At 68.0% G+C, this 25,073-nt stretch carries 28 protein-coding genes; 20 read left to right on the top strand and 8 right to left on the bottom strand.

Annotation, left to right across the window (positions count from 1 at the left end; genetic code table 11):
- Positions 1 to 445, bottom strand: a 445-nt coding sequence (locus tag Q0D93_RS12605; RefSeq protein WP_294394933.1) for a hypothetical protein, incomplete at its 3' end; no start/stop codon positions are given.
- 176 nt (positions 446 to 621) lie between these two features.
- On the opposite strand from Q0D93_RS12605, the gene sdhC reads away from it, so the two are divergent.
- Genes sdhC through sdhA form a run of 3 tightly spaced genes read left to right on the top strand, consistent with a single transcriptional unit; the run spans position 622 to position 3,208 of the window.
- Positions 622 to 1,038 carry a succinate dehydrogenase, cytochrome b556 subunit gene (sdhC, locus tag Q0D93_RS12600; protein ID WP_294394931.1) on the top strand — a complete coding sequence of 139 codons (417 nt, stop codon included), beginning with the start codon at positions 622 to 624 and terminating at the stop codon, positions 1,036 to 1,038.
- Positions 1,038 to 1,424 (top strand): succinate dehydrogenase, hydrophobic membrane anchor protein, encoded by a 387-nt coding sequence (sdhD, locus tag Q0D93_RS12595; protein WP_294394929.1) that lies wholly within the window; start codon positions 1,038 to 1,040, stop codon positions 1,422 to 1,424. The genes sdhC and sdhD overlap by 1 nt, the downstream gene beginning before the upstream one ends.
- Positions 1,424 to 3,208 (top strand): succinate dehydrogenase flavoprotein subunit, encoded by a 1,785-nt coding sequence (gene sdhA / locus Q0D93_RS12590; protein ID WP_294394926.1) that lies wholly within the window; start codon positions 1,424 to 1,426, stop codon positions 3,206 to 3,208. The genes sdhD and sdhA overlap by 1 nt, the downstream gene beginning before the upstream one ends.
- A gap of 56 nt (positions 3,209 to 3,264) precedes the next feature.
- Here the strand turns inward: sdhA and Q0D93_RS12585 are convergent, their stop codons facing one another.
- On the bottom strand, positions 3,265 to 3,579 hold the full coding sequence (locus tag Q0D93_RS12585; RefSeq protein WP_294394924.1) for a type II toxin-antitoxin system PemK/MazF family toxin: 315 nt from the start codon (positions 3,577 to 3,579) through the stop codon (positions 3,265 to 3,267).
- Positions 3,576 to 3,833, bottom strand: a complete 258-nt coding sequence (locus tag Q0D93_RS12580; RefSeq protein WP_294394922.1) for a hypothetical protein — start codon at positions 3,831 to 3,833, stop codon at positions 3,576 to 3,578. The genes Q0D93_RS12585 and Q0D93_RS12580 overlap by 4 nt, the downstream gene beginning before the upstream one ends.
- Before the next feature lie 95 nt (positions 3,834 to 3,928).
- Here Q0D93_RS12580 and Q0D93_RS12575 point away from each other — a divergent pair, with 95 nt between their 5' ends.
- From Q0D93_RS12575 to Q0D93_RS12555, 5 genes are all read left to right on the top strand, one after another.
- A complete protein-coding gene (locus Q0D93_RS12575; RefSeq protein WP_294394920.1) occupies positions 3,929 to 4,642 on the top strand; it encodes an SDR family oxidoreductase in 714 nt (237 codons plus the stop codon).
- Entirely contained in the window at positions 4,632 to 5,561 is a 930-nt protein-coding gene (locus Q0D93_RS12570) for a 50S ribosomal protein L11 methyltransferase (protein WP_294394918.1), read from the top strand. The genes Q0D93_RS12575 and Q0D93_RS12570 overlap by 11 nt, the downstream gene beginning before the upstream one ends.
- Positions 5,562 to 5,653: 92 nt before the next feature.
- The gene (locus Q0D93_RS12565; RefSeq protein WP_294394916.1) at positions 5,654 to 6,811 is read left to right on the top strand and encodes an efflux RND transporter periplasmic adaptor subunit; all 1,158 of its coding nucleotides are present in this window, start codon (positions 5,654 to 5,656) and stop codon (positions 6,809 to 6,811) included.
- Positions 6,812 to 6,823: 12 nt separating this feature from the next.
- The gene (locus tag Q0D93_RS12560) at positions 6,824 to 9,961 is read left to right on the top strand and encodes an efflux RND transporter permease subunit (protein WP_294394914.1); all 3,138 of its coding nucleotides are present in this window, start codon (positions 6,824 to 6,826) and stop codon (positions 9,959 to 9,961) included.
- Between the two features lie 50 nt (positions 9,962 to 10,011).
- On the top strand, positions 10,012 to 11,262 hold the full coding sequence (locus tag Q0D93_RS12555; protein ID WP_294394911.1) for a DUF445 domain-containing protein: 1,251 nt from the start codon (positions 10,012 to 10,014) through the stop codon (positions 11,260 to 11,262).
- Between the two features lie 24 nt (positions 11,263 to 11,286).
- On the opposite strand, the gene Q0D93_RS12550 is transcribed toward Q0D93_RS12555, so the two are convergent.
- On the bottom strand, positions 11,287 to 11,769 hold the full coding sequence (locus tag Q0D93_RS12550) for a YetF domain-containing protein (protein ID WP_294394908.1): 483 nt from the start codon (positions 11,767 to 11,769) through the stop codon (positions 11,287 to 11,289).
- Between the two features lie 528 nt (positions 11,770 to 12,297).
- On the opposite strand from Q0D93_RS12550, the gene Q0D93_RS12545 reads away from it, so the two are divergent.
- From Q0D93_RS12545 to Q0D93_RS12515, 7 genes are all read left to right on the top strand, one after another.
- Positions 12,298 to 13,455 carry a deoxyguanosinetriphosphate triphosphohydrolase gene (locus tag Q0D93_RS12545; RefSeq protein WP_294394938.1) on the top strand — a complete coding sequence of 386 codons (1,158 nt, stop codon included), beginning with the start codon at positions 12,298 to 12,300 and terminating at the stop codon, positions 13,453 to 13,455.
- 210 nt (positions 13,456 to 13,665) lie between these two features.
- On the top strand, positions 13,666 to 15,402 hold the full coding sequence (gene argS, locus Q0D93_RS12540) for an arginine--tRNA ligase (protein ID WP_294394906.1): 1,737 nt from the start codon (positions 13,666 to 13,668) through the stop codon (positions 15,400 to 15,402).
- A gap of 6 nt (positions 15,403 to 15,408) precedes the next feature.
- Positions 15,409 to 16,188, top strand: coding sequence for an SPOR domain-containing protein (locus Q0D93_RS12535; RefSeq protein ID WP_294394903.1), 780 nt, complete (start codon positions 15,409 to 15,411; stop codon positions 16,186 to 16,188).
- Between the two features lie 4 nt (positions 16,189 to 16,192).
- Positions 16,193 to 17,209, top strand: a complete 1,017-nt coding sequence (gene nagZ / locus Q0D93_RS12530) for a beta-N-acetylhexosaminidase (RefSeq protein ID WP_294394901.1) — start codon at positions 16,193 to 16,195, stop codon at positions 17,207 to 17,209.
- Between the two features lie 136 nt (positions 17,210 to 17,345).
- Positions 17,346 to 17,723, top strand: a complete 378-nt coding sequence (locus Q0D93_RS12525) for a hypothetical protein (protein WP_294394898.1) — start codon at positions 17,346 to 17,348, stop codon at positions 17,721 to 17,723.
- Between the two features lie 2 nt (positions 17,724 to 17,725).
- A complete protein-coding gene (locus Q0D93_RS12520; RefSeq protein WP_294394895.1) occupies positions 17,726 to 18,205 on the top strand; it encodes a hypothetical protein in 480 nt (159 codons plus the stop codon).
- Positions 18,206 to 18,207: 2 nt separating this feature from the next.
- Positions 18,208 to 18,723 carry a hypothetical protein gene (locus Q0D93_RS12515; protein WP_294394892.1) on the top strand — a complete coding sequence of 172 codons (516 nt, stop codon included), beginning with the start codon at positions 18,208 to 18,210 and terminating at the stop codon, positions 18,721 to 18,723.
- A gap of 23 nt (positions 18,724 to 18,746) precedes the next feature.
- Here the strand turns inward: Q0D93_RS12515 and Q0D93_RS12510 are convergent, their stop codons facing one another.
- Positions 18,747 to 19,052, bottom strand: a complete 306-nt coding sequence (locus Q0D93_RS12510; protein ID WP_294394889.1) for a hypothetical protein — start codon at positions 19,050 to 19,052, stop codon at positions 18,747 to 18,749.
- 64 nt (positions 19,053 to 19,116) lie between these two features.
- Entirely contained in the window at positions 19,117 to 19,746 is a 630-nt protein-coding gene (locus Q0D93_RS12505; RefSeq protein ID WP_294394887.1) for a trimeric intracellular cation channel family protein, read from the bottom strand.
- A 77-nt stretch (positions 19,747 to 19,823) separates the two neighbouring features.
- Between Q0D93_RS12505 and Q0D93_RS12500 the strand changes: the two genes are divergently transcribed.
- From Q0D93_RS12500 to tatC, 5 genes are read left to right on the top strand one after another with little or no spacing between them, the layout of a single operon-like run.
- Entirely contained in the window at positions 19,824 to 20,573 is a 750-nt protein-coding gene (locus Q0D93_RS12500) for a ScpA family protein (RefSeq protein ID WP_294394884.1), read from the top strand.
- On the top strand, positions 20,570 to 21,148 hold the full coding sequence (gene scpB, locus Q0D93_RS12495) for an SMC-Scp complex subunit ScpB (RefSeq protein WP_294394882.1): 579 nt from the start codon (positions 20,570 to 20,572) through the stop codon (positions 21,146 to 21,148). The genes Q0D93_RS12500 and scpB overlap by 4 nt, the downstream gene beginning before the upstream one ends.
- A gap of 31 nt (positions 21,149 to 21,179) precedes the next feature.
- Complete coding sequence (locus tag Q0D93_RS12490) at positions 21,180 to 21,425, top strand: twin-arginine translocase TatA/TatE family subunit (RefSeq protein ID WP_294394879.1); 246 nt, start codon at positions 21,180 to 21,182, stop codon at positions 21,423 to 21,425.
- Positions 21,426 to 21,433: 8 nt separating this feature from the next.
- Positions 21,434 to 21,931, top strand: a complete 498-nt coding sequence (locus tag Q0D93_RS12485; protein ID WP_294394876.1) for a twin-arginine translocase subunit TatB — start codon at positions 21,434 to 21,436, stop codon at positions 21,929 to 21,931.
- The gene (tatC, locus tag Q0D93_RS12480; RefSeq protein WP_294394875.1) at positions 21,928 to 22,716 is read left to right on the top strand and encodes a twin-arginine translocase subunit TatC; all 789 of its coding nucleotides are present in this window, start codon (positions 21,928 to 21,930) and stop codon (positions 22,714 to 22,716) included. Before Q0D93_RS12485 ends, tatC begins: the two co-directional genes overlap by 4 nt.
- Positions 22,717 to 23,079: 363 nt before the next feature.
- Here the strand turns inward: tatC and Q0D93_RS12475 are convergent, their stop codons facing one another.
- On the bottom strand, positions 23,080 to 23,217 hold the full coding sequence (locus tag Q0D93_RS12475) for an entericidin A/B family lipoprotein (RefSeq protein WP_294394872.1): 138 nt from the start codon (positions 23,215 to 23,217) through the stop codon (positions 23,080 to 23,082).
- Between the two features lie 242 nt (positions 23,218 to 23,459).
- Positions 23,460 to 25,058, bottom strand: coding sequence for a sensor histidine kinase (locus tag Q0D93_RS12470; RefSeq protein ID WP_294394869.1), 1,599 nt, complete (start codon positions 25,056 to 25,058; stop codon positions 23,460 to 23,462).
- Positions 25,059 to 25,073: the final 15 nt, after the last annotated feature.

Genomic DNA, 25,073 nt, shown 5'->3' with positions numbered 1-25,073 from the left:
GGTCAGGCGAGTCGGTGAAGGCGCGCCGCAGCGCCCCGCAGATGGTGGCGGTGCGGCCCATGATGCCGTCCATCACCACCGCCGGGCTGATGCCGCTGGCAAAGATCTCGCGCCCGATCCGCCCGTTCAGCGCGATCCAGTGCTCGTTGACCGGCGTCACGAACTGCGCGCGCATGTGGGCGCCGATCCGGCTGCCCAAATGATCGGCCGGCAGGTTCGATTCGGCAATCACCGTGCCGAATGGCGTGCCGCTGGTGGCCAGGCCGGCGCAATAGTCGGCCACGGTCGCGACGATGATCTCGCCCGCTTTGTCCCACACGAACGCCAGGTCGCGTGCAAAGCCGCCGTCGGGATTGTAGATGGACAGGCGATGCGCGACGTCCGTCGCCGGGAAGGGGATGCGCGCCGCGGCGGGAAGCTCGATCACATGGAAGTCGTCGGTCATCAGGCGCGGCTCTCTCCGGTTCCTCAGCTGTCGCGGCCGACCTAGCGCGGGCAAGGTAAACAGTCGGTTAGTCCGCGGTCCCCGGCGGTTTTGCCGCGTCCAGCGCGTTGCAACGCGGCGTTTCTCGGCTAAAGGGTTCTCCATTCTTTCGATTTGCTTGGGGACAGGCCAGAAACATGGCGCGCAATCCCGGTCGGCCGCTGTCGCCGCACCTGACCATCTGGAAATGGGGCCCGCACATGCTGGTCTCCATCCTCCATCGTGCCACCGGCTCGGCCATGGCGATCGGGGGCGGCATCCTGTTCGTGTGGTGGCTGTCCGCCCTCGCCAGCGGGCAGGAAGCCTATGGCCGCTTCGTGGACATGATGACGTCCGATCGCACCGGCATGCTCAACTGGCTGCCGTTGCTGGTCCTGGTCGGCTTGACCTGGGCCTTCTTCCAGCACCTCTGCTCGGGCGTGCGCCACCTGTTCCTCGACGCGGGCGCCAATTTCGAGCTGAAGCGCAACAAGACCAGCGCCATGGCAACCATGGTCGTGTCGGTCCTCCTCACGCTGGCCGTGTGGGGCAGCATCCTCGGGAACAGTTTCTGATGGGTACGGGAACCAGCATCGGCCGCGTCCGCGGTCTCGGCTCGGCCAAGCACGGCACGCACCATTGGTGGCACCAGCGGCTGACCGCGGGGTCCAACCTGCTGTTGATGACCTGGCTGGTGGTGTCGCTCTTCCGCCTGCCCTTGTGGAACTACAAGGCGCTTGCCATCTGGTTGCAGAGCCCGTGGGCCAGCGTGCCGCTGATCCTGGCGGTGGTGTCGGTCTTCTACCACCTCCGCCTCGGCCTGCAGGTCGTGATCGAGGATTATCAGCATGATTTCAGCCGCGTGGTCGCGCTGGTCCTGCTCAACTTCTATGCGATCGGAGGGGCGGCGATCGCCATCTTCTCCATCCTCAAGGTCGCCTTTGCCGGAGCCCAGCCGTAATGCCCGCCTATCAGATCATCGACCATGTCTATGACGCGGTGGTCGTCGGCGCGGGCGGATCGGGCCTGCGCGCGACCATGGGCTGCGCCGAAAAGGGGCTCAAGACCGCCTGCATCACCAAGGTGTTCCCGACGCGCAGCCACACCGTGGCGGCACAGGGCGGGATCGCGGCGTCCCTGGGCAACAACACGCCCGATCACTGGACCTGGCACATGTACGACACCGTGAAGGGGTCGGACTGGCTGGGCGACCAGGACGCGATCGAATATATGGTGCGCGAGGCGCCGGCGGCGGTGATCGAGCTGGAACATGCCGGCGTGCCGTTCAGCCGCAACCAGGACGGCACCATCTACCAGCGTCCGTTCGGCGGCCACATGCAGAATATGGGCGCGGGCCCGCCCGTGCAGCGCACCTGCGCCGCCGCCGACCGCACCGGCCACGCCATGCTTCACGCGCTGTACCAGCAGAGCCTGAAGTATGACGCCGACTTCTACGTCGAATATTTCGCGCTCGACCTCATCATGGAGAACGGCGAGTGCAAGGGCGTGATCGCGCTCTGCATGGAGGACGGCACCATTCACCGCTTCCGCAGCCATGCGGTGGTGCTGGCGACGGGCGGCTATGGCCGCTGCTATTTCTCCGCGACCTCGGCCCACACCTGCACCGGCGATGGCGGCGGCATGGTGCTGCGCGCCGGTCTGCCGCTCCAGGACATGGAGTTCGTGCAGTTCCACCCGACCGGCATCTACGGCGCGGGCGTGCTGATCACGGAGGGCGCGCGCGGCGAGGGTGGTTACCTCACCAATGCCGAGGGCGAACGCTTCATGGAGCGTTATGCCCCGTCGGCCAAGGATCTCGCCAGCCGCGACGTCGTCTCGCGCTCCATGGCGATGGAGATCCGCGAAGGGCGCGGCGTCGGCGAGCACAAGGACCACATCTTCCTGCACTTGGATCATATCGATCCCAAGGTGCTGGCGGAGCGGCTGCCAGGCATCACCGAAACCGGCAAGATCTTTGCTGGCGTCGACCTGACCCGCAACGCTCTGCCGGTGGTGCCGACCGTTCACTATAATATGGGCGGTATCCCGACCAATTACTGGGGCGAGGTCGTCCACCTCAGGGACGGCAACCCCGATGCGGTCGTCCCCGGCCTGTTCGCGGTGGGCGAGGCGGCGTGCGTCTCGGTGCATGGCGCCAACCGCCTCGGCTCCAACTCGCTGATCGACCTGGTCGTGTTCGGCCGCGCCACCGGCATCCGCATCGGTGAGACGATCAAGCCGCACACCGCGCACGGCGTCATCAACAAGGAAGCGGACGACGCGGCGCTGACCCGCCTCGACCGCTACCGCAACGCCTCCGGCGGCACGTCCACGGCGAAGATCCGGCTCGACATGCAGCGCACGATGCAGTCCGACTGCGCCGTGTTCCGCAATTCGGAAACGCTGCGTGAAGGCATGGGCAAGATCGACACGGTCTATGCCTCCATGCAGGACGTGGCGATCACCGACCATTCGCTGATCTGGAACACCGACCTGATCGAGACGCTGGAGCTGGACAACATGCTGCCGCAGGCGGTGGTGACGATGCACTCGGCCGCCAACCGCAAGGAAAGCCGCGGTGCGCACATGCACGAGGACTTCCCCGAGCGGAACGATGCCGAGTGGATGAAGCACACCCTCGTCTCGTTCGACAAGGGCGCGGTCAGCCTCGATTACCGCCCGGTGCACGATTACACGCTCACCGACGAGGTCGATTATATCAAGCCCAAGGCGCGCGTTTACTGATCGACGGGGAAAGCCGGGCCGCCTGGTCGTACCCGGCTTTCCCGTATGTCACCGGCTCAGCTGAACATCGCGATCAGGATGCGCTGCACGTCTGCCAGTGCGTCCTCATGGATCGTGCCGAGCTGTTTCACGAAACGCCGGCGATCCAGCGTGCGAAGCTGATCGGGCAGGATCAGCCCGTCCTTGCCGCGAAAGGTGACATTTACCCGAAATCGCGCGGGCTGACTGCCGCTGGTCAAGGGCGCGACGATCAGGGTGGACAGGCGCTGGTTGAGATCGTCGGGCGAGACGATCAGGCAGGGCCGCGCCTTGCGAATCTCGTGCCCGACCGTCGGGTCGAGCGTGCACAGCCACACCTCGCCACGCTTCACCAGCGCAACTCGTCATCGCCGTCATTGCCGAAGCCCATCCAGTCGGCCTCTTCCTCGCTCACCGGTAGAGCGGCGACGCGCACGGCATCCTCCGCCCACCCTTCGCGCAAGGTGCGGACGGGATCGCCGACCAGCCGTCCATTCTCCACCCGCAGCTCGATCGCAGTCCCGGCGCTCGCCCCCATTTCGGTGAGCAGGGCCTTGGGCACGATCATGCCGGTCGAATTTCCCATTTTGCGCAATGCCGTCCGCATGGTTCGCCTCCTACTGCGAAGTTACTACATTGTTGCAACATCGGGCAAGCGGGTTGCCGGTGACTTTCCCGTGCCGAGCGCCTAAGCGCGCGACCATGACCATCCATATTCTCGCGACCGGCACCAGCCGGGGCATTGGCCGGGCCATTGCCGATGCGCTGTCCGGGGCCGACGTGCGCGTCGTCGGCCAGGCGACGTCCGCCGCCGACGCCCACACCCTTGCCGCCGATCTCGACCAGCCCGGTGCCGCGAGCGTGCTATGGAACGAGGCGCTGGAGCGGCTGGATGGCCGCATCGACGTGCTCGTCAACAATGCCGGCATCTTTGAGGCCTCCCCGCTCGACAGCCCGGACGACGAATGGCTGGCCGCATGGGAACGCACCATGCGCGTCAACCTGACCGCCTCGGCCGAACTGTGCCGCCATGCCGTGCGGCACTTCCAGCAGCGCGGAGGCGGCGGCCGCATCGTCAACGTCGCGAGTCGCGCGGCCTATCGCGGCGATTCGCCCGCGCATTGGCATTATGCCGCGGCCAAGGCGGGCATGGTCGCCATGACCAAGACGATCGCGCGCGGCTATGCGGCGCAGGAGATCCTCGCCTTTGCCGTCTGCCCGGGCTTCACCATGACCGGCATGGCGGAGGAGTATCTCGCCAGTCGCGGCGGCGACAAGCTGCTGGCCGACATTCCGCTCGGCCGGGTGGCGCAGCCGGAGGAGGTGGCCGCCGCCGTCCGCTTCCTGGCGCTGGAGGCCCCCGCCTCCATGACCGGCGCGGTGATCGACATCAATGGAGCAAGCTATGTCCGCTGAATGGCAAATGCAGTCCGCCGAAAGCTGGAAAGTGACGCTGCCATGTAACCGCGCGGAGGGCGAATTGCTGGCGGTGATCGAGCCGGAACTGGGCATCGACCCCGCACCCGTCCTGATGACGAGCGAGCCGGACCCGTCCCGCCCCGACAATTGGCAGTTCGATGTCTATCTGCCCGCCGAGCCCGGCCCGGATCTGGTCGCGGCGATCCGAGCCCTGGTGCCGAGCGCGGGCGATACGCAGCCGGTGATCGAGCGGCTGGAGGACCAGGATTGGGTCACGGTCAGCCAGCGTTGGCTGCAGCCGATCCGCGCCGGCCGCTTCTATGTCCACACCGCCGCTTTTGCCGAAAACATCCCGGCGGACATGGTCGCCTTCCATATCGAGGCGGGCCGCGCCTTCGGCACCGGGCATCACGAAACCACCGCCGGCTGCCTGGAGATGCTGGACCGCATGGCCGGGGAGGGGCTGCGGTTCGGCGACGTGGCCGACATCGGCACCGGCACCGGCCTGCTCGCCTTCGCCGCGCGGATCTTGTGGCCCGACGCGCGGGTGATCGCGTCGGACATCGATCCGGTCGCAATCGACGTCACCGCCGCCAACATGGCCGCCAACGGCGTGCCCGGCGATGCGATCGCGCTGGTCGCCGCCGATGGAATGGACGGTCCGGCGTTGCGGGCGGCGGCACCCTTTGACCTGCTGATCGCAAACATCCTGGCCGGGCCGCTGATCGCGCTCGCGCCCGGCTTCGGCGCTGCGATTCGGCCCGGCGCGTCGATACTCCTTGCAGGGCTGCTGGCGAGCCAGGCGGACGATGTGCTATCGGCCTATGCCCGGCACGGCATCACGCTCCACGGTCGGATCGACAAGGGCGACTGGTCGATCCTGTGGCTTCGTTCAGCACCGGTAAAGGGCGCTTGAGCCAGGTGAGGTAGTATAGTAATACAGCCGTGCGGTCGGCGTGCCATGGGGTTGGCGCACGCGGACCGCGAGGGGATGGGACGGCGATGAACATGGAAACGAGCATCAGCGGCGATCCGGCGACCCACGGGGCGCTGGATCACGGCCGCCGCAGAAGGCGCGCGCTGATCGTCGGCGGCGTGTTTCTGGTGGTGGCGCTCGCTTTGGCCGCCTTCTTCATGCGCGGTGGGGACAAGCTCGCCGCCCCCGTCGATACGTCGCCGCGCGTCACCGTGATCGTGCCAGGCCGCCAGGCCGTCACCGCCCGGATTTCGGCGGTCGGCAATATCGCCGCGCGGCGCGACATGCCGGTCGGCATTCCCGGTGAAGGGGGCATCGTGCGCCAGGTGCTGGTGGACGCCGGCACCTGGGTCAAGGCGGGGCAGACGCTGGCGGTGGTGGATCGCTCGGTCCAGACGCAGCAGGCGGCCGCCATCTCCGCCCAGATCGACCAGGCTCGCGCCGATGCCCAGCTTGCGCGCCAGAACCTCAATCGCGCCAAGCAGCTGGTTGCCAACGGTTTCGTCTCGCGCGCGGATATCGACACACGGCAGGCCGCGCTGGACGGCGCCAATGCCCGCGTCGCGCTGGCGCAGGCGCAACTTGCGCAGCAGCGCGCGCTGATCGGCCGGCTCGACGTGCGCGCGCCCACCAGCGGCCTGGTGCTGACCCGCGCGGTGGAGGCGGGGCAGGTGGTCGGTCCCGGCAGCACCAGCCTGTTTCGCGTGGCGCAGGACGGCAAGATGGAGCTGCAGGCCCGTCTGGCCGATTCGGAACTGGCGCGGCTGCACGTCGGGTCGCCGGCGACGGTGACGCCGGTCGGCAGCGCGCTCAGGATACCGGGCCAGATCTGGCAGATCTCGCCGGTGATTGATCCCAACACGCGCCAGGGAACGGTGCGGATCGCCTTGCCCTACAATGCGGCGCTGCGCCCCGGCGGCTTCGGCTCGGCGGAGATCGGCGGCGCGGCCGGCAACTTGCCCCTGCTGCCCGAAAGCGCGGTGCTGAGCGACGCCCAGGGCAATTTCGTCTACATCGTCGGGCCCGGCAATGTGATCGCGCGCCGCGACGTGAAGACCGGCGAGGTGGGCGAGCGCGGCGTGACCATCGCCTCCGGTTTGTCCGGCACGGAGCGCGTGGTCGCGTCGGCCGGCGCCTTTCTGAATGCCGGTGACAAGGTGCATCCCGAGCTGCAAGCCGCTTCGCGCTGAGGACGACGTGCGATGAACTTCCGCAACATCTCTGCCTGGGCGATCCGCAATCCGGTGCCGCCGATCGTGCTGTTCATCGCGCTGACGCTGGCGGGACTCGTGTCCTTCATGCGGATGGACGTGAACGCGCAGCCGGAAATCACCTTCCCCGGCGTGATCGTCTATATCGGTCAGCCGGGCGCGGCCCCGACCGAGCTGGAAACGCAGATCACCCAGCGGGTCGAGGCGGCCGTGCGCAACCTGGAAGGGGTGGAGGAAATCACCTCCACCGTGGAGGAAGGCAGTTCGCAGACGGTGGTGCTGTTCACCATCGAGACGCCGGTGGATCGCGCCACCACCGACGTGCGCGACGCCATTTCCCAGATCCGCGGGCAATTGCCGGAAGGCATTCTGGAACCGCAGATCATCCGGGTGAAGGTGAACGGCGGCGCGCTCGCCAACTGGTCGGTGGAAGCGACCGACATGACCATGGAGCAGCTCTCCTGGTATGTGAAGAACATCGTGTCGCGTCGCCTGCTCGCCATTCCCGGCATGCAGAGCGTGGAAACACGCGGCGCGGTGGAGCGCGAGATCCGCGTCATCCTCGATCCCGCCAAGATGCAGGCGCAGGGCGTCACCGCCAGCCAGGTCAATGCGCAGCTGACCGCCATGAACATGAACGCGGCCGGCGGCCGGGCGGAGATTGCCGGCACCGAACAGTCGGTCCGCGTGCTCGGCAACGCGCAGGACGCTTATGCGCTCAGCCAGACGCAGATCCGGCTCGGCATGGGCCGCTCGGTCCGCTTGGCCGACATCGCCACCGTGCGCGACGCCTATGGCGAGCAGCGCAACCTGGCGATCATGAACGGCAAGTCGGTGGTCAGCTTCGGCATCCTGCGCGCGCGCGGCGCGTCCGACGTCACCATCTACGACCAGGCGGTGAAGGTGCTGGCGGAGCTGGAAAAGGACAATCCCAAGATCCACTTCATCCAGCGGTTCAATTCCACCAAGCAGACCAAGGAGGATTACAAGGGCGCGCTCCACGCCATGGTGGAAGGCGCGGTGCTGGCGGTCGCGGTGGTGTTCCTGTTCCTCCGCGACAAGCGAGCCACCGTGATCTCCGCGCTTGCCATTCCGCTGTCGGCCATTCCGACTTTCTGGGTGTTGAGCCTGCTCGGCTTCACGCTCAACTTCATGACCCTGCTCGCGCTCAGCCTGGTGGCGGGCGTGCTGGTCGACGATGCCATCGTGGAGATCGAGAATATCGTCCGCCACATGCGCATGGGCAAGACCGCGTTCCAGGCGTCGATCGACGCGGCGGACGAGATCGGGCTGGCGGTGGTCGGCACCACTTTCTCCATCGTCGCCGTGTTTCTGCCGGTCGCGCTGATGCCGGGCGTCGCCGGCCAGTTCTTCAAGAATTTCGGCCTGACCGTGGTGGTCGCGGTGCTGATGAGCCTGCTGGTCGCACGCCTGATCACGCCGATGATCGCGGCCTATTTCCTGAAAGCGCACGGCGCCGCGTCGCATGGCGAAGGCCCGCTGATGGACCGCTACATGGGCGTGCTGCGCTGGACTTTGGACGACAGCCGGGCGCAGGCAGCGCGTGCGCGGGGTGGCGCGGGTCGCTGGTTCGCCTGGACCCGCGACCATCGCTGGTGGACGATGGGGATCGGCATCGCCGCGTTCCTGGCCACCCTGGTCATGTTCGGAATCCTGCCCAAGACGTTCATGCCGCCGCAGGACAGCGACATGAGCCGCATCAACGTCACCATGCCCCCCGGCACCACGCTGGAGCAGACGCGCGACGTGGCGGAACGCGTCGTCACCCTGGTCAAGAAGCAGCCGGAGGTGCGCACGGCGGTCGACTATGTGGATGTCGGCAGCGCCTATATCGTGATCAACCTGAAGGATGACCGCGCGCGCAAGTCGACCGAGTTCGAACGCGCGCTGACGCCTGCCTTGCAGAGCATCCCCGACGGCCGCATCAATTTCGAAAGCCAGGGCGGCAATGGCGGTCGCGACATTCAGATCATGCTGGCAGGCGACGATCCCGTCCTGCTCAACAGCGCCGCGCTGAAGGTCGTGGACGACATGAAGCGGCTGCACGGCGTTCGCGGCCCCCGTATCGAAGGGGATTTGCCGCGGCCGGAAATCGTGATCAAGCCACGGCTCGACCTTGCCGCCGACGTGGGCGTGACCACCCAGGCGCTGAGCCAGGCGATCCGCATCGCCACCATCGGCGACATCGATCAGAATGCCGCGAAGTTCTCGCTCAGCGATCGCCAGGTGCCGATCCGCGTGATGCTGAACGAAAACAGCCGCCGCGACCTCGGCACGATCCAGAACCTGCCGGTGCCGACCTCGGCCGGCGGCAGCGTGCCGTTGCGGGTGGTGGCGGATATCGGCTTCGGCGCCGGGCCGTCCAAGATCGAACGCTACAACCAGGAACGCCGCACCATCATCAGCGCAGATCTCGCCCCCGGCGCGATCTCGGGGGAGGAGCGAGCCAAGATCATGGAACTGCCCGCGATGAAGGCGCTGCCGGTCGGCGTGCATTATGCCGCCGCCGGCGACGCCAAGTGGCAGGCGGAAATGGTCACCAACTTCCTGATCGCGGTGGTGGCGGGCGTGCTGCTGGTGTTCGCCGTGCTGGTGCTGCTCTACCGCCGGGTGATGCCGCCGTTCGTCAACATGGGCTCGCTGCTGCTGGCGCCGCTAGGCGGGCTGATCGCGCTCAAGGTGGCGGGAATGCCGATCTCCCTGCCGGTCTTCATCGGCCTGCTGATGCTGTTCGGCATCGTCGCCAAGAATTCCATCCTGCTGATCGACTTCGCGATCGAGGAGATGCGGCACGGGCGCACGCTCTACGACGCCATCCTCGATGCCGGGCACAAGCGCGCGCAGCCGATCATCATGACCACCGTCGCGATGGTCGCGGGCATGATGCCGACCGCTCTGTCGATCGGCGCGGACGGATCGTTCAACCAGCCGATGGCGGTGGCGGTGATCGGCGGCCTTATCCTGTCGACCCTGCTCACCCTGCTGATCGTGCCCGCCGGCTTCAGCCTTGCCGACGGCCTGGAAAAGTGGCTCGGCCGGAAGCTTGCGCCGGCCTTGACCAGCAGTGCGTCGCACGCCCCGCCCGGCGAGGCGCAACCGGCCGAGTGAACCATCCGCCGCGCCGTCCATTGTCGGGGCATGATGCCCGGAAAGACAGGATGACGATCACGCAACGGATGGACCCTCGGCGCGGCGGGGTGCGGGGCATGCGGATAGTGGCGGGCGCTTTGCTGGTCGCGATGGCGCTGCTGTTCTTCGTCGCGCGCGCGCTGCAACCGCACCATCCCGGCTGGGGCTTCGTCCGCGCCTTCGCCGAGGCGGCGATGGTCGGCGGGCTGGCCGACTGGTTCGCGGTGACGGCCCTGTTCCGCCACCCGCTCGGCCTGCCCATCCCGCACACCGCGATCATCCCGCGCAACAAGGACCGGATCGGCAACAGCCTGGCGGGTTTCCTGCGCGCCAATTTCCTGGTGCCGGGCGTGATCGCGCGGCGCATGGCGCGGCTGGACGTGGCCGCCGCCGCCGGGCGGGTGCTCGCCGCCCCGCCGCGTGAGGGTCCGCTGAAGGGCGGGGCGGGCAAGATGGCCGCCACCCTGCTGGAAAGCCTGGGCGACGAGCAGCTCGGCAATCTGGTCAAGGGTGCCGCCGCCCAGCGCCTCCGCACGCTGGAGGTGGCGCCGCTCGCCGGTCAGCTGCTCGCCGCCGCCCTGCGCGAGGGGCGGCACCGCCCGGTCATCAACGCCGCCATCCTGTGGGTCGGCAAGACGCTGGACGCCAACGAAAAGATCTTTCGCGACATGATCCACGAACGTGCGGGATCGATCCTGCGCTGGACCGGCCTCGACGAAACCCTCTCCACCAAGATCCTGGACGGCCTGTTCAAGCTGCTGGGCGACATTGCCGAGGATCCCCAGCATCCCCTGCGCCTCAAGGCGGAGGAGGCGCTCGCCGGCCTGGCCGACCGCCTCCAGCATGATCCAGAAATGCAGGCCAAGGTGGCGCAATGGCGCGACTCAGCCATCGCCAATCCCGCCGTCGCCGCCTGGCTCGACGGACTGTGGCAGAGTGCCCGCGCCGCGATGCTGCGCGCCGCGCGGGATCCCGGCTCCGCCCGCGCCGGCAAGCTGGGGGATGTGCTGCGCCAGATGGGCCAGCGCCTGCAGCAGGATGACAAGGTGCGGTTCGCGGTCAACCGCTTCGCCCGTCGCGCCACTGCCGGCTTCGTCAGCGCCTATGGTGACGGCATCGTCACCCTGGTGTCCGAAACCATCCGCGGCTGGGATGCCAAGACCATTACCGGCCGGCTGGAAAATGCGGTCGGCCGCGACCTGCAATATATCCGCGTCAACGGCACCGTGGTGGGCGGGCTGGTCGGCGTGCTGATCCACCTGGTCGACGTGCTCGGCTGAGCGGGGCGGCCGGCGGGCACCGCCTCACGTGCGTTCGATCACGCTGATCTCGCCGTCGCCTTCCATCACCGCCAGCTTCACCTTGGCGATCCCGTCCACGCCCTGCTCGCGCAATTGCTGCTCCAGCTCTTCCCTCGTCATCAGCGCGCGGCGCATGTTGGCGCGGCACATCATGCCGTCCTTCACCAAGGTCGTCGGCGGCGCGGCGGTGAGGAACTTCAGCGCGGGCACGTGGTAGCTCACCCAGTTCAGCGCATAGGCCCAGGCCACCACCGTCAGCACGAAGATCGCGCTTTCCGTGATCGATTGCGCGTCGCCGCTGAACGCCGGCTGCGCCCCATCCACGATCGCCACCACCACCAGCAGGTCGGCGATGTTCACCGTCCCCCCTTCGCGTTTCAGCAGCAGGCGCATGGTCGCGAACAGGAATAGGTACATGATGCTCGCCCGCAGCATGACCTCCCCGATCGAGATGGTTGGGCTGAACATGTTCTGCCAGTCCGGCATGGTCGCTCTCCGTGCTCGCGTCCCGACGGCGGAGTTGCGCGTCCGGAGATGGGTGATCGACATGCGAACGCCCCGGCCGGCTATTCGGATCGGGGTGGCGCGTCCGTACATGCTTCTTGACAAAGCGGAACATAACGAGTACACGTCCGATCGTTCCGTGGCATCGGCCGAGTTGCGGGACGAAGCCTGCCTCATGGCCCCGTGCCATGGGGAACGACCGACGCGGAGCCTGTCCGGCGTGAATCGTCGAAGTGCTTCGCTACAAGACTCCGTCTCTTCCGCAGGCTTCGCGCTGCGGTGAAGAACCTGTCGGATGCCGACCTGGGCCAGCGGGTAGCATCCACGATCCTTGCGATCAGGCAGATAAAGCCCGCGGGTCCACCGTACACCGGGCAGGTGGCGGAACGCGTCGGTCGCAAAGCTTCCTCTTGGGCAAGCCACGTCCTTGCACGTCCTCGCGCCATGCGGGGGCGGCGCGTGGCGTGCCGCCTCTCGACATTCCTTGGCCGGCACGCCATCTCGCGCGGCATGGCGCTCGCCCCCTATGCCGCCGATCCCGCGCACAGCCGCGGCCGGCTCCACCCGCTCTCTTCCGGATCCGCGCGCGGTCAGCGTGACGAATATCAGCGCGACCGCGACCGCATCGTCCACTCGATCGCCTTCCGCCGCCTGCGCCACAAGACGCAGGTGTTCGTGGCGCCCGACGGCGACCATTTCCGCGTCCGCCTGACCCATTCGATCGAGGTGGCGCAGATCGGCCGCACCATCGCCCGCGCGCTCGGCCTGAACGAGGATCTGACGGAGGCTTTGTGCCTCGCCCACGACATCGGCCATCCCCCCTTCGGCCATGCCGGGGAGGATGCGCTGGAGGCGGCGATGGCCGATGCCGGCGGGTTCGATCACAATGCCCATACTTTGCGCACGCTGACCCGGCTGGACTCGCCTTACCCGCATCACCCCGGCCTGAACCTCAGCTGGGAGATGCTGGAGGGGTTGGCCAAGCATAACGGCCCGGTGCTCGATCCGCCCTGGGCCCTGGCGGAGATCGACGCCGAATGGCCGCTCGATCTGGCCGGTCAGCCCAGCCTGGAGGCGCAGGTGGCCGCGCTGGCGGACGACATCGCCTATGACAATCACGATATTGACGACGGCATCCGCGCCGGCCTGCTCGCGATCGACCAGGCGCTGGAGGTGCCGCTGATCGCCGAGGGGTGGGGCATCGCCCGCGCCAAATGGCCGGACAGTCCGCCGCACCTGCTCGCCCGCGAACTGGTCCGCGACCAGATCGGCCGCATGGTGGCGGACCTGCTGGCTGAAAGCCGCCGCCGGCTGGACGGCGTCACCTCAATCGACCAGGTCCGCGCCGCCGGCCGTCCGCTGATCGCCTTCTCGGACGCGATGGCCGAGCAGGAACGCACGCTGAAGCGGTTCATGTACCGCACCCTCTACCACCATCCGCAGCAGATGGCGGTGGCGGAGCAGGCGCGGCGGATCGTCGCCGGCCTGACCGACGCCTATCTGGCCGATCCCGCCCGGCTGCCGCCGTCCTGGGCGGACACGCTGCCCGCCGCCGAGCCGCAGCGCACCCGGCACGTCGGCGACTTCATCGCCGGCATGACCGATCGCTACGCCGTCGCCCGCTATCGCGAAGTGGTCGGCCCCGTGGAGATGCCGGAAGGGGTCTGACGCGCACCGGTGGATCGTGATGGACCTTGGGTGGAGGCATTCCGCACGGGATGGATGTGCGCGACAACGGGACATCCGCACCGCTGATGGACGCACCGCCCCAACAGCCGATCGGCGGCGTCGGGGCGATGGCAGATGATGGATATATCCATTACATGCCACGCCCGATCCGCTAAGGCGCGCGCCTGCCGTCAACATCAGGACCAGACATTGCCCACGCTCCATGCCCGCTTCGCCGCCGACCTGTCCGCCATCCTCGACACGCTTGAGCGCGCGGGATCGCTGCCGGCCGGTCTCGATCGGCGCAACGTCACGGTGGAGCCACCGCGCGACGCGAGCCACGGCGATCTTGCCACCAACGCCGCGATGGTGCTGGCCAAGCCCGCCGGCACCAACCCGCGCGCACTGGCGGGGCTGATCCAGCCCGAACTCGCCGCTCTGCCTTATGTCACCGCCGCCGAGATGGCCGGACCCGGCTTCCTCAACGTCCGCCTGTCCGACGACACCTGGCGGCAGGAATTGTCCAACATCATCATGGGCGCGGGCGATTATGGCCGCTCGACGACGGGGCAGGGGACGACGGTGAACGTCGAATATGTCTCGGCCAACCCGACCGGGCCGATGCACATGGGCCATGCCCGTGGCGCGGTGGTGGGCGATGCGCTGGCCAGCCTGCTGGATTATGCCGGCTATTCGGTCGTCCGCGAATATTACATCAACGATGCCGGCGCGCAGGTGCAGACGCTCGGCCGCTCCGCCCACCTGCGCTACCGCGAGGCGCTGGGCGAGACGATCACGATCCCGGAAGGCCTCTATCCCGGCGACTACCTCGTGCCGGTCGGCCAGGCGCTCGCCGCCGAATTTGGCGATGCCTATGTCGGTCAGCCGGAAGGCGAATGGCTCGACCTGTTCCGCACCAGGGCGGTCGCCGCGATGATGGACATGATCCGCGCCGATCTGGCCATGCTCGGCATCCATCATGACGTGTTCGCGTCGGAGGCGGCGGTGCAGCAGGCCGGCCGCGTCGATGCCGCGTTCGACCGGCTGCGCGCCGACGGCCTGATCTACCAGGGCGTGCTGGAAGCCCCCAAGGGCGAGCTGCCCGACGATTGGGAGCCGACGGAGATGACCCTGTTCCGCTCCACCGCATTCGGCGACGATCAGGATCGCTCGGTGCGCAAGGCGGATGGCGGCCTCACCTATTTCGGCACCGACCTCGCCTATCACGCGCAGAAGGCCGAGGCGGCCGACATGCTGATCGACATCTGGGGCGCGGACCATGCCGGCACGGTGAAGCGCATCCAGGCGGCGGTGAAGGCGCTGACCGCCGGTGAAACCGGGGCCGGCAAGCCGTTCGACATCAAGCTGGTCCAGATGGTCCGCCTGATGCGCGCGGGCGAGCCGGTGAAGATGTCCAAGCGGTCCGGCAAGTTCATCACCATCGCCGACATGGTGGAGGAGGTGGGCAAGGACGTGGTCCGCTTCACCATGCTGGCGCGCAAGGCCGATGCGCAGATGGACTTCGACTTCGCCAAGGTGGTGGAGGCGTCCAAGGACAATCCGGTCTTCTACGTGCAATATGCGCATGCCCGCATCCGCTCGCTCCATCGCCGGCTGGCGGAGGCGGGGCTGGACCTGCCCGCCGCCGACCTCGCGCTGCTCGACGGGGAGGAGCTGGCGCTGGTGAAGCTTGCCGCGCAGTTCCCGCGGATCGTCGAAGCGGCGGCGAACGCGCACGAGCCGCATCGCATCGCTTTCTATCTCTATGATCTTGCGGCCGCTTTCCACGCGCTGTGGCATCGCGGCAATGACGATCCCGAACGCCGTTTCCTGGTCCCTCACAATGCTCCGGTCACCGCTGCCCGTCTGGCGCTGGCGGATGCGATCGGGCAGATCATCCGCAACGGGCTGGGCGTCATGGGTGTCGCCGCAGCCGAGGAGATGTGATCGTCCATGGCGGAAATCCGACGCGGGGTAAGCAACGACGGTCAGGGCAGCCAGCGGCTTCCCTGGCTTGAGCCGGTCGAGGACGAGGATGACTATCCCGAGCCCCGGCGCGGCGGCGACTGGCGCAAGTGGGGGCTGGTGCTGGCGGCGGTCGCCGTCGCGGCGGTCATCCTGGTGCTGATGCTCGGCGGGCGCGGCGAACAGAAGGACGTCGGCACGCTTATCAAGGCCGATTCCGCGCCCTACAAGGTGCGCCCGGCCGATCCCGGCGGGCTGAAGGTCGACAATAATGACCGCATCGCCCAGCGCACCGGCGTCGGCAGCGACATCAACAGTCCGCTCGACCTCGCGGCCCTGCCCGAACAGCCGATCGTCGGGGCGGGCGCGCCCAGGTCCGCCTCCCCGGCCGAGCCCCGGCGCGTGCCCGTCGCCAAGGCACCGGCGGCAAATTCCGCCGCGACCCCGGCCAGCAAGACCGGTCAGCCCGCGCCCAAGCAGACGGTCGCTCCACCGCCGCCCCCACCTCCGCCGCCGCCGCCCGAACCCGTGTCGGTGCCCGGCGGCCACACCGTACAGCTCGGCGCCTTCTCCAGCGAGGGCAAGGCCAAGTCGGCGTGGAAGACCTTGTCCAAGCGGTTCGCCTATCTCGCCCCGCTGACGCCGGTGATCCTGCCGGTGAAGAGCGGCGACTCCACCCTGTACCGCCTGCGCGCGACCGGTGGAGCCGCCGACACGATCTGCGCCAAGATGAAGGTTGCGGGCGAAGCCTGCGCCGTGACGAACTGATCGCATGACCCCGCTCATCCTCGGGCTGGCCGGGCCGGCACTGACGGCGGACGAACGCGCCTTCTTCCGCGACACCGATCCGGCCGGCTACATCCTGTTTCGCCGCAACGTGGTGGATCGCGCGCAGATGAAGGCGTTGACCGACGACCTCCGCGCGCTGGCGGGTCGTGACGATCTGCCGATCCTGATCGACCAGGAAGGCGGGCGGGTCGCGCGGATGCAGCCGCCGGAATGGCCGGCGTTCCCGCCCGGCGCGGCGTTCGACGCGCTGTATGACGTGGCGCCCGTCTCCGCGATCGAGGCGATCCGCGCCAATGCCCATGCGCTGGCACTGATGCTGCGCGAAGTCGGTGTGACCGTGGACTGCCTGCCCCTGCTCGACGTGCGCCAGCCGGGCGCGCACGATATCATCGGCGACCGCGCCTTGGGGGCGGAGCCGATGCGGGTGGCGGCGCTCGGCCGCGCCACGCTGGAGGGATTGAAGGCCGCCGGGGTGGTCGGCGTGGTCAAGCATATGCCCGGCCATGGCCGCGCGCTGGCGGACAGCCATGTCGAACTGCCGGTGGTGGACGTGCCCGCCGACGCTCTCGAGTCCGATCTGCGCTCGTTCACGCAGCTCAACTGGGCGCCGATGGCGATGACCGCGCATGTCGTCTACACCGCCTGGGATGCCGAACGCTGCGCCAGCCTGTCGCCGCATGTGATCGGTAGGGTCATTCGCGACCGGATCGGGTTCGACGGGCTGCTGATGTCGGACGATCTCGGCATGCATGCCCTGACCGGCAGCTTTCGCGAACGCACCGCGAAGGTGATCGCCGCCGGCTGCGACCTGGGCCTGCATTGCTCGGGCGACATGGCGGAGATGCGGTCCTGCGTCGAAGGGCTCGGCGCGATCACGCCCGGCGCGCGCGACCGCCTCGACCGCGCAATGGCGACGATCGCCGGATCGGCCCCGGCCGCCTCGTTCGACCAACTCATCGCCACGCGCGATGCTTTGCTGGCCGAGGGGCGGTCGGCTTAGGCTCCGTCCAGCCGACACCGACCCGCTCTTGTGCTCCTGCGTGCGCAGGAGCACGGTATGAGTCCTCGGCAGGACAGAGGCTAGCACCAACCTGCCCGATGCCGCAACCCGCGCCGGCTTCGGCCGTTGGCGGATCATGGCAGGACGCAAGATGGTCACCGGCTGGCTGCTCGACCGCCAGGATCGCGAACGGTTGCTGGCACAGCTCGCGCCCGCTTACCCCCAGGTGGTGGCGCACCACGTCACCCTCCGCTTCGGCACGGATGACGGCACCCCGCTGCCCGCCGCCATGGCAGGCGAAATAGTGGGCGAAGGCGACGATGGTGCGGGCGTGCAGGCGCTGGTGGTCCGCATCGGCGGCACCACCGATCGCGGCGACGACAGCCATTTCCATATCACGTGGTCGCTGGCTGAGGGCCGTCGCGCCAAGGAGAGCAACGACGTGATCGCCGCTTATGGCTGGCGTGCGATCGCCCCGTCGCTTGCCATCACCCTCACGCCGGCGCGGTTCTGACGATGCAGCTATATCTCGATTGCGACGGCGTCCTGGCCGATTTCGAGCGAGCGGCGTTCGACCTGCTTGGCGCATCCCCGCACGATTATCAGCAAAGGCGTGGGGCCGGCGCCTTCTGGCGGGAGCTTGCGCGCCATCCCGATTTCTACGGCAGCCTGCCCCTGATGCCCGACGCGATGGAATTGTTCGCCGGCGTCCGCCACCTCCATCCCGTGATCCTCACCGGATTGCCGCGTGGGGCATGGGCCGCGCCGCAAAAGGTGCGCTGGGCGGCCGAGCATTTCCCCGGCACCCGCATCATCACCTGCATGGCGGTGGACAAGAGGCGGCACGCGCAGGCGGGCGACATCCTGGTCGACGACACGCTCCGCTACCAGCATCTGTGGGAGGAAGCGGGTGGCACCTTCGTCCACCACCGCACCGCCGCCGAAACTCTGGCCGAACTGCGCCGGATCGCGCCGGATGCGCTGGCGGGCCATTGAACGTGGCTGCCAAGCTCAAGGTCTTTCGCACGCCGATCGGCTTCCACGACGCTTATGTCGCGGGCCCCAGCCAGAAGGCGGCACTGGCGGCATGGGGATCGGATCATGACCTGTTCGCACGCCACGAAGCGGAGCTGGTCACGGATCCGGCCCTGACGGAGCAGCCGCTGGCCGAGCCCGGCGCCGTGATCAGGCGGCTGCGCGGATCGGAGGCGGAGCAGATAGCCGCCCTCGGTGACGGCAAGGTTCCGCCCAAGGCCAAGCCGAACCGCGCGCCCGCCCCCAAACCCAGACCCCGCCCCAAGCGCACCGCTCTTGACCAGGCCGAGCAACGGCTGAGCGCGGCACGGGATCGCCAGCGCGAGGAACAACAGGCACTCGCCGCGCGCGAGGCCGTGCTGGCGGCGGAACGGCGCGCGATGGAAGCACGACAACGCGCCGAAACGCGCGATCTGGAGGCAAAGGTCGATAGCGAACAGGCGAGCTATGACGCCGCCCTGCGCCGCTGGCACGGCTGACCGACGCGCGCTATTCCCGCGGATCAACCCGGATCGGGCTTGGCGAACAATGTGTCCCAGAATGGCGCTTGGAGCAGGAAGTTCAGCGTCGCTGCGTCGCGGCGGTCGTCCGGGCACCCTTCCTCATACGCGACAGTGCGGGCGTAGATTTCATTGTGGACGTCGCGCGCGAAGCCGCCGCCGAGCCGGCGGGTCAGCACCACCAGCATGGCCCGCGCACCTTCCGCGGCCCACAAGGACTGCGGATCGGACACATAGCCTGTTTCTTCATCGGAATCGGAGTCGGCGGGATCTTCGATATCGTCCATCGGGGGGTCGGCGTCGGCCATGGCATGGCTCCTTGGTTGCCGATCCGGTTCAACGCGCGATCGTGCCACAAGGTCCGCTCCGGTCTTATCTCCGCCCGCGATATGCCGGCAGCGAGAGATGGAGGTGGATTGCGGCGGCGCGCAGCAGGAAACCGGCCGTGGCCGCGATCACCGCCGCCGGCATCGTCTCCAGCCCGATCTCCCGCAACGCGATGTAGCTCGCCGAAGCCAGCGCCGCCGCCGTGACATAGAGTTCGGGGCGCATGATGATCGACGGCTCGCCCGCCAGCATGTCGCGGATGATGCCGCCGACGCAGGCGCTCAGCACCCCGATCACCGCCGCCGGCACGGGCGGCACGCCATAGCTGCTCGCCTTGAAGGCGCCGAACACGGCATAGGCGGCCAGCCCAACCGCGTCGATCCAGTCCAGCGCCGCGCCCCGCCACCAGCGTTCGGGCGTGATCCAGATCACCACCGCCATGGCCAGGCACACTGCCGCCGCCCGCGAGTCATGGAGCCAGAAGACCGGCGCGCCGATCAGCAGGTCGCGCACCGTGCCGCCCCCGACGCCGGTTATCAGCGCAAAGAAGCAGAGCGTCACCATGGTCTGCGCGCGCTTGGCCGCCGCCAGCGCGCCGGACGCGGCGAACACCGCAAGCCCGACCAGGTCGAGCCAGGAGGAGGCGGCGGGCAGCATGGGTAATGGGTGGAGCATTGCCGCCCGCCATATCCGCTCGGCCGCGCCAACGCTAACTGCTCGACATCGCGGTTCGCCGGGCTAGGGTCCGCGCGATGGAGGACGAGTTCGATCCCCGGCCGCGCGAGCCGGAGGCGCTGACGATCGCGATCGACGGATGGGAAGGGCCGCTCGATCTGCTGCTCACGCTTGCGCGCACGCAGAAGGTCAATCTCAAGCAGATATCGATCCTGGCTTTGGTCGAACAATATCTCGGCTTCATCAATCAGGCGCGTGCGCTGAAGCTGGAACTCGCGGCGGACTATCTGGTGATGGCGGCGTGGCTGGCCTACCTCAAATCCGGCCTGCTGCTGCCGCGCGATCCGGAGGTGGAGCCGAGCCCGGAGGAACTGGCGCTCCGCCTGCAACTCCGCCTGCAACGGCTGGATGCGATGCGGGAGGCAGGGGCGCGGCTGATGGCGCGCGACCGGATCGGGCGCGACGTGTTCCGCCGCGGCGCCCCCGAAGGCTTGCGGGTGGTGCGCAAGCCGCGCTGGGAAGCGACCCTCTACGACGTGATCGCGGGCTATGGCGGGGTCAAGGCGCGCGCGGTGCCGCCGGTCCACATCGTCTCGCGGCGCAAGGTGATGACGCTGGAGGAGGCGATCGCGCTTCTGTCGCGCATGATCGGCCAGCATCTGCACTGGTCCAGCCTGGAAAGCTTTCTGCCGCGCGGGCTGGAGCCCGACCATCACCGCTCCGCCATCGCCTCCAGCTTCGTCGCCGCGCTGGAACTCGCGCGCCAGGGCCGGCTCCAGCTGACGCAGGAGGACGCTTTCGCGCCGCTGATGGTGCGCGCCGCATGATACCGATGCGGGACGAACTGCGCGCGCTGGAGGCGGCCCTGTTCGCGTCCGAAACCTCCCTGACCCCGGCCGATCTGACCGCCGCCACCGGCATCGCCACCACCCGCGCCCTGCTGGCGGAGTTGCAGGCTTTCTATCGCGGGCGCGGGATCGAACTGGTGGAGCGGGGCGGGCGCTGGCTGTTGCAGACCGCGCCCGACCTTGCCCACATCATCCGCCGCACGCGGGAGGAGCCGCGCAAGCTCAGCCGGGCGGGCACCGAGACGCTGGCGATCATCGCCTACCATGAGCCGGTCAGCCGCGCGGAGATCGAGGCGATTCGCGGCGTGCAGATCAGCAAGGGCACGCTGGACGCGCTGATCGAGGCGGGGTGGATCAGGCCGGCCGGCCGGCGCGAGGTGCCGGGACGCCCGCTCACCTATGCCACGACGCCCACGTTCCTGGAGCATTTCGGGCTGGGCTCGCGTCGCGATCTGCCTGGAATCGAAGACCTTCGTGCCGCGGGGCTGCTCGACCCGCTCGATCTGGCGATGGAGCAGCAGCTATCGGTGGAAAAGAAAGAGGATGACGCCTAGATAGGCCCCATCCTCTTTCCGGAGACCGACCATGGGCCTGTCGCTGCCGCATATCCTGATCCTCGCCGTCGTGGCGGTGCTGCTGCTCGGCGGCGGACGTTTCTCGGCCATGATGGGCGACGTCGCCAAGGGCGTGAAGAACTTCAAGAAGGGCATGTCTGAAGAGGAGGAAGCCTCTTCCACCGCGCGCACCACCCGGCTGCAGAACCAGGCGTCGCTGGACCCCAATCCGGATCGCGACCTGCAACCCGCCAAGGATGATCGTCCGGCCGCCTGACCCATACGATGTTCGACGTCGCGCCCACCGAATTGCTGGTCATCGCCGCCGTCGCGGTGGCCGTGATCCCGTCCAAGGACCTGCCCAAGGCGATGCGCTTTGCCGGCCATTGGATGGGCAAGGCGCGCGGCATGGCGCGTCACTTCCGCTCGGGCGTGGACGAGATGATCCGCCAGTCCGAGCTTGAGGAAATGGAGAAGAAGTGGCGGGAAGAGAATGAGCGGATCATGCGCGAACATCCGCTGCACGACGCCATCGAACATCCCGTGGAGCCGGTGATGACGCCTTTGCCGGCACCGGTGGCCGGAATGGAGCCGCGGGGCGCGGTTCCCGGCCACGCCGTTGCCGATCCGGCAATTGCGGCGCATTCCGCATCGGCCGACGCCGCATCGGTCCCGCCCGCACCGGTGGAGCTTGCCACCTTGCCGCAGCCCGGCACGCCGGACGGGGAGGCCGGTCGCGAACTGCCGCTCGATCCGCCGCCTGCCGAGAAGTCGCACGCATGACCGAAGAACCGGACGAACTCGACGACAGCCGTGCGCCGTTGCTGGAACATCTGGCCGAGCTGCGCAGGCGGCTGATCTGGTCGTTCGCGGCCTTGTTCGCCGCGTTCCTAGTCTGCCTGTATTTCTCGCGCGATATCCTGGCCTTCCTGGTCCACCCGCTGAAGGTCGCGGGGCAGGGGCGGATCATCTACACGGAAATCTTCGAGGCCTTCTTTGTCGAGCTGAAGGTCGCGTTCTTCGCCGGGCTGATGATCTCCTTCCCGGTGATCGCCAACCAATTGTGGCAGTTCGTGGCGCCGGGCCTGTACCGCAAGGAAAAGCGCGCTTTGCTGCCGTTCCTGCTCGCCACGCCGATCCTTTTTCTGATGGGCGCCAGCCTGGCCTATTTCGTCGCCATCCCGCTGGCGCTGCATTATCTGCTCAGCTTTTCCGGCGACCTCGGCGGTCTCAACCAGGAAGCTCTGCCCGCGATCGGCAGCTATCTCAGCTTCGTGATGCAGTTCCTGTTCGGCTTCGGCGCGGCGTTCCTGCTGCCGGTGCTGCTGATGCTGATGGAGCGCGCCGGCATCGTGACGCGCCCGCAGCTGGTCTCGTTCCGCCGCTATGCCATCGTGGTGAATACCGGCATCGCGGCGGTGCTGAGCCCGCCGGACGTCGGCTCCATGCTGCTGATGGCGGTGCCGCTGGTCATCCTCTACGAATTTGCGCTGATCGGCATCTGGTTCACCGAACGCCGCCGCGCCAAGATCGGCGATCCTGCCCAGGCAATCATCCCGCAGGGCTGACGCACGTCGCCCACCGGCCAGCAGCGTGCGAATTTGCCTGCCACCAACCGAACAGGCCGACAGCGCGTCCGCACATGCGGGAGCTCAGGAGGTGGAGCGGCGCTCCCCTGTCGCTTGGGCTCACGCCTTTGCGGAAGCACGCCGGGGTTTGACGCGCAGGGCGAAAGCCAGCGGGTGGGCGGCATGGTGGTGACAGCAAAACACGGAGCCGTGAGGATCAGGCTCGTCACCAGCGAAATCGCCATCAGCCACAGTGCAAACGGCAGCCCGCTCCCCCTTTACCGCGCCAATCCGGCACGCAAACGAAAACGGGCGCCGCTCCGTTGAGGAGGGCGCCCGCTTCCACGTCGATCGAAGTGGGTATTACTTCGACTTTTCAGCCGTGTTGCTGACTGCGTCACCGGCCGACGAGACGTCCTTGCCGGCGCCCGCGACGGTGTTGCACGCGGCCAGCATCAGCGTGCCGGCGATCAGCGTGACGTTCAAGACCTTGCGAACCATGTGAATGCTCCCGTTCCATATCGACGCTTCAGCGCCGACATCGCAGGCTCAATCCCGCATGGTCGGAATGGTTCCGCAAGTGAAGCGATCTGCCCCAGATACGACTAGGGCCCAGAGCGCCACCGGGGGGGGAGGATTGACGCGTCTGGGCCCATTCGTGTTCGGACAGCGAGAGCGGGGGGGCAAAAGGTCGCTATCCGAATGGCATAACGGGCTGTGTTGCGGTCGGTTCCGCCAACCCGTTAAATTATTTGCCGCGGGCCTTCGTCTTCGCGGCGCAGGTCCGGCACGATGCCGATCGTGATGCTGTAGCGGCCCCGTTCGGCATCGAATTCCAGCGACGTGCGCAACTGGCGCGCCAGGCCGGTCACGATCCGCTCGAACCGTTCGCGGTGGCGGTACGTGCTGCACGCATCCCCGGTCAGTCCCCGTGCCTCGACCGACAGCAACGCCCGGTCGGGGGTGGGGCCGCCGACCAGGATCACGGCGACGTGCCCACGGGGATCGCATGCCATGATCAGCTCCACGATCTCCGTCACCAGAAAGGCCACGGGCACCGCCACGTCCTGGCTGACGAAAGCCGGGACCATGTCGAGTGTGATGGTGAGGTGCGCAGCCGCCGGATCGGCCCCGCCACGCAGATTCGCCGCCAGTTCCGCGATGATCGAGCGGAGCGCGACACCGCGATTTTCCTCCAGCTCGGCATAATGGTTGCGGTGAACCACCGCGAGTGCGTCCACCCGCCGCTGGATGGAAGCGTAGGCGCCCGCCACGTCGCCCTGGGTGCCGCGCGAATGCAGGTTGATCAGGCTGGCGACCACCTGGAGGTTGTTCTTCACCCGATGGTGCACTTCGCGAGTCAGGCGCACCTGATGGCTCAGTCCCTGTTCCAGCGCCTCTTCCCGCTGCACCAGTTGCGCCGTGGTTTCGCGGAACGACTCGCCCAGTGCCCTGATCTCCTCGGACGGGGTGGAGATGCGGGGCAGGACCAATGCCTCATGCGCGCCGCCCCAGGCAGCGACGGCGCCCTGCAACCGCGCCAGCGGGCGGAGCAGCAGTTGGTCCACCACCACCCACGCGCTCGCCGCGGCCGCGGCCCACATCAGCAGGGGCAGCAGCACCAGCAGGATCTCGGTCGCGCTGACGGGGTTGGCGACCAGCTCCAGCATCAGCTGCGTCTGCCCGCCGGCGACGGGCACGTCGACCGTGACATGGCGGTCGAACAGACCGGGGCGCGGCGCCTCGGTGATGGTCAACGCCGCTTCTCCGCTGCCGACCTGGATCCCCGGCCGGGTGCCACCGATTGCCAAGACCCGCTGCAACAGATCAAGCGGCAGTTCGGCCACGCCATAGGTACCATCAACGCCGGGCACGGCGAAGCGCAGCCCATGCGGATTGTCTCGCGTGCGCAGTTCCAGCCCTGCATCCTGCGCCGGAGCGGGCTCGTCCGCGACGTCGAAGCCGGGCGTGTTGCACAGCAAGCGGCCGTCCGGGCCGATCAGCGCGACCTGCATGCCACCGTGCAACATGGATTGGGCGCGATCGGCCAGCGCGGAACAGCGCCTGCCATCGGGGATGCGCGCGGTCAGCCCGTTGCGGACCAGGGTTGCGCCGCGCAGCAGCAGGATGTCCACCTGCCGCGCCTCCGCCGTCGCGATGACGCGGGCGTCGGTCTCACGCTGCATCTGCTTGGATCGGGCGGACTGGACGGAGGCGAAGAACGCGATCAGCCCGAGCGGCAGCAACGCCACCGTCAGGATCAGGAGCATCTTCGTGCCGGTCGAAAGTCGGTCCGGAACCAGTCGGGCCAGTCGCGCTGGCGTCCAGGGGCTGTCGGTCATGCCGGTCGCTCGCCG

Source organism: uncultured Sphingomonas sp. (assembly GCF_934560975.1).
Lineage (GTDB): Bacteria > Pseudomonadota > Alphaproteobacteria > Sphingomonadales > Sphingomonadaceae > Sphingomonas_I.
This window is presented reverse-complemented; position numbering and strand designations above follow the sequence as displayed.

What these genes read in the sequence shown, in the direction of transcription:
- sdhC (WP_294394931.1), top strand. Translation starts at nt 622, where the DNA reads ATGGCGCGCAATCCCGGTCGGCCGCTGTCGCCGCACCTGACCATCTGG.
- sdhD (WP_294394929.1), top strand. Translation starts at nt 1,038, where the DNA reads ATGGGTACGGGAACCAGCATCGGCCGCGTCCGCGGTCTCGGCTCGGCC.
- sdhA (WP_294394926.1), top strand. Translation starts at nt 1,424, where the DNA reads ATGCCCGCCTATCAGATCATCGACCATGTCTATGACGCGGTGGTCGTC.
- Q0D93_RS12580 (WP_294394922.1), bottom strand. Translation starts at nt 3,833, where the DNA reads ATGCGGACGGCATTGCGCAAAATGGGAAATTCGACCGGCATGATCGTG.
- Q0D93_RS12575 (WP_294394920.1), top strand. Translation starts at nt 3,929, where the DNA reads ATGACCATCCATATTCTCGCGACCGGCACCAGCCGGGGCATTGGCCGG.
- Q0D93_RS12570 (WP_294394918.1), top strand. Translation starts at nt 4,632, where the DNA reads ATGTCCGCTGAATGGCAAATGCAGTCCGCCGAAAGCTGGAAAGTGACG.
- Q0D93_RS12565 (WP_294394916.1), top strand. Translation starts at nt 5,654, where the DNA reads ATGGAAACGAGCATCAGCGGCGATCCGGCGACCCACGGGGCGCTGGAT.
- Q0D93_RS12560 (WP_294394914.1), top strand. Translation starts at nt 6,824, where the DNA reads ATGAACTTCCGCAACATCTCTGCCTGGGCGATCCGCAATCCGGTGCCG.
- Q0D93_RS12555 (WP_294394911.1), top strand. Translation starts at nt 10,012, where the DNA reads ATGACGATCACGCAACGGATGGACCCTCGGCGCGGCGGGGTGCGGGGC.
- Q0D93_RS12550 (WP_294394908.1), bottom strand. Translation starts at nt 11,769, where the DNA reads ATGCCGGACTGGCAGAACATGTTCAGCCCAACCATCTCGATCGGGGAG.
- Q0D93_RS12545 (WP_294394938.1), top strand. Translation starts at nt 12,298, where the DNA reads ATGGCGCTCGCCCCCTATGCCGCCGATCCCGCGCACAGCCGCGGCCGG.
- Q0D93_RS12535 (WP_294394903.1), top strand. Translation starts at nt 15,409, where the DNA reads ATGGCGGAAATCCGACGCGGGGTAAGCAACGACGGTCAGGGCAGCCAG.
- nagZ (WP_294394901.1), top strand. Translation starts at nt 16,193, where the DNA reads ATGACCCCGCTCATCCTCGGGCTGGCCGGGCCGGCACTGACGGCGGAC.
- Q0D93_RS12525 (WP_294394898.1), top strand. Translation starts at nt 17,346, where the DNA reads ATGGCAGGACGCAAGATGGTCACCGGCTGGCTGCTCGACCGCCAGGAT.
- Q0D93_RS12520 (WP_294394895.1), top strand. Translation starts at nt 17,726, where the DNA reads ATGCAGCTATATCTCGATTGCGACGGCGTCCTGGCCGATTTCGAGCGA.
- Q0D93_RS12510 (WP_294394889.1), bottom strand. Translation starts at nt 19,052, where the DNA reads ATGGCCGACGCCGACCCCCCGATGGACGATATCGAAGATCCCGCCGAC.
- Q0D93_RS12505 (WP_294394887.1), bottom strand. Translation starts at nt 19,746, where the DNA reads ATGCTCCACCCATTACCCATGCTGCCCGCCGCCTCCTCCTGGCTCGAC.
- Q0D93_RS12500 (WP_294394884.1), top strand. Translation starts at nt 19,824, where the DNA reads ATGGAGGACGAGTTCGATCCCCGGCCGCGCGAGCCGGAGGCGCTGACG.
- scpB (WP_294394882.1), top strand. Translation starts at nt 20,570, where the DNA reads ATGATACCGATGCGGGACGAACTGCGCGCGCTGGAGGCGGCCCTGTTC.
- Q0D93_RS12490 (WP_294394879.1), top strand. Translation starts at nt 21,180, where the DNA reads ATGGGCCTGTCGCTGCCGCATATCCTGATCCTCGCCGTCGTGGCGGTG.
- Q0D93_RS12485 (WP_294394876.1), top strand. Translation starts at nt 21,434, where the DNA reads ATGTTCGACGTCGCGCCCACCGAATTGCTGGTCATCGCCGCCGTCGCG.
- tatC (WP_294394875.1), top strand. Translation starts at nt 21,928, where the DNA reads ATGACCGAAGAACCGGACGAACTCGACGACAGCCGTGCGCCGTTGCTG.
- Q0D93_RS12475 (WP_294394872.1), bottom strand. Translation starts at nt 23,217, where the DNA reads ATGGTTCGCAAGGTCTTGAACGTCACGCTGATCGCCGGCACGCTGATG.
- Q0D93_RS12470 (WP_294394869.1), bottom strand. Translation starts at nt 25,058, where the DNA reads ATGACCGACAGCCCCTGGACGCCAGCGCGACTGGCCCGACTGGTTCCG.